Annotated in this window: 6 protein-coding genes; 2 read left to right on the forward strand and 4 right to left on the reverse strand. The window is 43.6% G+C overall.

The genetic code is table 11. The features are described 5' to 3' along the window. The 3 genes from ACJ751_RS01430 to ACJ751_RS01440 all read right to left on the reverse strand — a co-directional run. A partial coding sequence (locus ACJ751_RS01430; protein WP_407743592.1) for a TolC family protein occupies positions 1-684 on the reverse strand: 684 nt, incomplete at its 3' end. 11 nt (positions 685-695) lie between these two features. Next, positions 696-1,313, reverse strand: a complete 618-nt coding sequence (locus tag ACJ751_RS01435) for a TetR/AcrR family transcriptional regulator (protein WP_407743594.1) — start codon at positions 1,311-1,313, stop codon at positions 696-698. Between the two features lie 193 nt (positions 1,314-1,506). Beyond that, positions 1,507-2,664: a homogentisate 1,2-dioxygenase gene (locus tag ACJ751_RS01440; RefSeq protein WP_407743595.1), complete on the reverse strand. Its 1,158-nt coding sequence runs from the start codon at positions 2,662-2,664 to the stop codon at positions 1,507-1,509. A gap of 404 nt (positions 2,665-3,068) precedes the next feature. Between ACJ751_RS01440 and ACJ751_RS01445 the strand changes: the two genes are divergently transcribed. Both ACJ751_RS01445 and ACJ751_RS01450 read left to right on the forward strand, forming a co-directional pair. After that, the gene (locus tag ACJ751_RS01445) at positions 3,069-3,512 is read left to right on the forward strand and encodes an SRPBCC domain-containing protein (protein WP_407743596.1); all 444 of its coding nucleotides are present in this window, start codon (positions 3,069-3,071) and stop codon (positions 3,510-3,512) included. A 31-nt stretch (positions 3,513-3,543) separates the two neighbouring features. Further along, positions 3,544-4,050: a metallophosphoesterase family protein gene (locus ACJ751_RS01450; protein ID WP_407743597.1), complete on the forward strand. Its 507-nt coding sequence runs from the start codon at positions 3,544-3,546 to the stop codon at positions 4,048-4,050. 51 nt (positions 4,051-4,101) lie between these two features. On the opposite strand, the gene ACJ751_RS01455 is transcribed toward ACJ751_RS01450, so the two are convergent. Continuing rightward, the coding region (locus ACJ751_RS01455) for a glycosyl hydrolase family 18 protein (RefSeq protein ID WP_407743598.1) at positions 4,102-4,294 on the reverse strand (193 nt) is incomplete at its 5' end.

Raw genomic sequence — 4,294 nt, forward strand, 5'->3', positions numbered from 1 at the left:
AAATAACGATAATACATCTACCAACCCTTTGCGATTGGCCTTCAATTCAATTACCCGTTGATCATTCTTCATTAACTCGGCTTCCAGGGTAAGCTGGCTTGAACGAAAAGCGGTTCCGTTCTTAACCTGCGCTTCCACCCTTTTTATACCCAGATGAATATCGTTCTTTACAAAATCAACCTGTTTCACCTGTTCATCAACCAGCAAAATACCCAGGTACAACTGATTAATGCGGTCCTTTACTTTATACAATTCTACTTCCGCTTTCTGGTCTTCTACCTGCGCATTGGCGTTCTGCACATTTATCTGTGCGTTAGTGGTACCACCATCATATAACAGCTGATTCAACTCGGCCTGTACCTTGTACTGGTCTTTACCGGGGGGATCGATCTTAATACCCGGCACACTGATGGGTACACTGGTAACATCCGATTGATAAGTAGCCTGGCCTGAGATAGTCAACTGCGGCAAAAAACCCTTATTTAAATTTTCAATCGTTAATGAAGCTGTTTTGCGCACCAGGTCTTTTTGTTTGATGACCGGATAATTCTGCCGCGCCAGGTCGTACGCCTGCTCCAGCGTAAGCCGGTTATTATCCTGCGCCTGCACCCCAATGGCCAACAACAGCACCGTAAGGTTTAAACAGTGTTTAATCGTTAGGTTTAACCATTTAGTTAATAGCATGACAAAAAAATTTATTTCTTAATTGAATCTAATACAAACTTTACAACGGTCTTTTTGCGCAATTCCATCAACTTTAAAAACTCTTCATCTGTTGTCTTGGTCACCCATTGTACCATGGGCCGGGCCAGAAAGGGAAAAATGCACAGCGATACCATGTTCACCATTAATTCATAGCCCTTTATGGGCTTTATCTCCCCTTTCTTCACCAACTTTGCAATAAGCTCATCTACTTTATCGATCGGAGGCCGTTGATTGCCGAAGATCTTTTTAATAGCTTCTTTGGGATTCCTGTTTATTTCATTCAGGATAAATATGGGTAATAAAGGGTTCTGTAACAAAGTATCGATGTACTCGGCTACGAACTTCTCCACCTTCTCGAACAAGGTCAGTTCAGACACCATAATGGAGGTTACTTTGGGCAAAAACTTCCGGGCCTCTTCCATAAAGATCATTTCGAACAACTTCTCTTTGCTGCGGAAATAATAATGCAATAAAGCCTTGTTAATGCCCGCTTTATCGGCAATATCCTGCATCCGGGCGCCATCGATCCCCTTTTCCATAAAAACCTGCTTGGCTGCTTCCAGGATCTTTTGCTCGGTGCTTTTGTCGTTTTTATTCTCTTTAATCACGCGGTTTAACCATTTGGTTAAACACAAAGTTAATACCTAAAACTCGATAGCACCAAGCTTTTTCTTAAAAAAAATGCCGCCCTGGATATTTCGGCAGACGTGTAGGCAAAAAAAATATTGTAAAAAAGAAAGGCCCCCAGATAACCGGGAGCTTTCATTTTTCATTTCTTCTCCCCCTTTAGGGGGTTGGGGGTTACTCCGCCCAACTCATCGTATAATCAGAATTTTCAATACCCAATGCTTCATGGGTCAGTTGCAGCGGATGAAAAGTATCAACCATCACGGCCAGCTCTTTTGTTTCCTTCGCGCCAATACTTTTTTCCACAGTACCTGGATGCGGGCCATGCGGAATTCCAGCTGGATGCAGCGTTATCATGCCACGCGTTACATTCTTCCGGCTCATAAAATCACCATCTACATAATACAACACTTCATCACTGTCTATATTACTGTGGTTATATGGCGCCGGGATGGAATTCGGGTGATAATCGAACAGGCGTGGACAAAATGAACAGACCACAAAATTATTGGCTTCAAATGTTTGATGCACGGGCGGTGGCTGGTGCACCCGGCCGGTGATGGGTTCAAAATCATGAATGCTAAAAGCAAACGGATAACAATACCCATCCCACCCTACGATATCAAATGGGTGATGGCCATAATGCAGGTTATACATCATGCCCCGCTTTTTGGTGCGGATCAAAAAATCACCTTTCTGATCAAAAGTGGGCAGGTTTTGCGGCGGACGAATATCCCGTTCGCAATAAGGCGAGTGTTCCAGTAACTGTCCATACTTGCTCAGGTACTTTTTGGGGAACCGGATGGGACTGAACGATTCCACGATGAACAGGCGGTTGTTGGTATCCTTGAATTGCACCTGGTAAATGGTGCCGCGGGGAACAACCAGGTAATCACCATAACTGAATGGCAATTCGCCATACATGGTGCGCAGCACGCCCTCGCCTTCATGTATGAAGATCATTTCATCGGCATCGGCATTCTTGAAAAAATAATCCTGCATGCCGGCCTGGGGCGCCGCCAGTACAATGTGGCAATCATTATTCACCAGCACGGGGGTACGGCTTTGCAAATAATCGATGGCCGGTTTTATTTTAAAACCTTCAAAACTGCGATGTCGCAGCATTTTTTCCTCTGCCACTTTGGGCGCCACTTCGTAGGAAGGCTCTGTCTTTATTATAGCGGTGGGCGGATGGCAATGGTACAACAACGAATAATCATTGGAGAACCCTTCGGTCGAAAACAACTGTTCTGCGTACAGGGAGCCATCCGGTTTGCGGAATTGGGTATGGCGCTTATGCGGAATGTTCCCTAATTTATAATAATATGGCATATCAATGTGAAATTTGAAAATTAGTAAATGCTTGCCCGCCGTCCGCGTGTCGCTGAAGCTTTAGCGGAGGCGCAAGCTTTAGCAAAGGCGGGTTAAAATGGAATATTGAAGAAAATGCAAATTGAATTGCATTTTCTTACCAAAATGCATATGGAATAATAGAGCGCGGGGTAGAGGTTTACAGGGAAAGCTCGAGGGTTTTGAGCAGAAATACATATTTCCAGCTCCGCTTATCGATCCAATAGGTAAAATTGCGAAAGAATGGCATGGCAGTAATCGTTCACATAAAGTTAATGATACCTCGTGGAAAACGCAATTTTGAAATTTGGGGCATAAAAGGGAAAAACCGGTAATTTGCGGCCCGAATTCAAAAATGACTCAGACGAAATCCTAAATAAATTCAGATGAAAAAAAGCTTAATCCTTACCAAAGAAAGACAAATTGAGGCTACCCCGGAAAAAGTATGGAGCGTTTTAACCGAAAACCAGTGGATTGAACAATGGCTGGGCGTGCAAATGATCACCGACTGGAAAGTTGGCAGCCCCATCGCCTTTACGTTCGTTTATAAGGATAAAGAAGTAAAAGATAAAGGCGCCCTGCTGCAGTTTGAAGTGGGAAAAATCCTGTCTTATAACTACTGGAGCGTATTTTCAGCTACTGAGGACAGTCCGGAGAACTATTCAGATATTACGTTCACCATTACGCCCGAAGAAAAAGGCATTTCGTTGCAATTGACACAAACTAACTTTGCTTCCCAGATGATGTTCGCCCATGCCGAAAAGAACTGGGCCGAAACCCTGGAAACCATAAAAAAACTGGCTGAGGACGAAGCGGGTTACCGGCTGTAAAACCGGTACCTTGCCCCTATAGTAAATTACTATGAAGCGAATAGGACTGATAGCTGATACACATGGTTTTCTTGATGACGCAGTTTTCAAACACTTCGACAACTGCGACGAGATCTGGCATGCCGGTGATTTTGGAAATATCGCCCTGGCTAATAAACTGGCGGATTTTAAACCTTTAAAAGGGGTTTACGGCAACATCGACGGCCAGGATATTCGCTCGGTGTACCCGGAGAAATTACGCTTTACCTGCGAAGGCGTGAATGTATACATGATCCACATTGGCGGCTATCCGCCCAAATACAATACCGAAGTAAAAAAAGAATTGACCGCCAACCCGCCGCAACTGTTTATTTGCGGGCACTCTCATATTCTGAAAGTGATGTTCGACGATAAACTGCAATGCCTGCATATGAACCCCGGTGCAGCGGGCAACCAGGGCTGGCACAAGATTAGAACCTTAATTAGGTTTGTCATCGATGATAAGAATATGAGGGATTGTGAAGTGATTGAGTTAGGAAAACGAGTTATTAGTTCATAGTTTTTTAGTTTGTATTAACTTAAAAACTAACAAACTCAAAAACTAACAACCCTATTTTATCTTCTCAGCATAAATAGTATCGAGTAACCCACCACTAAAGGTATCTTCCCCTAATTGCCAAAACATAATCCCATTGAGTTTTTTCTCCTTTGCATAAGCAGTTTTCAGCTGCATAGATCTGGTATCGTCGTACGTAACAAATAGTTTTTGTGCAGCATTATACATCCAGGGCGCATTGGCAACA

It is taken from the genome of Niastella sp. (assembly GCF_045805085.1).
Lineage (GTDB): Bacteria > Bacteroidota > Bacteroidia > Chitinophagales > Chitinophagaceae > Niastella.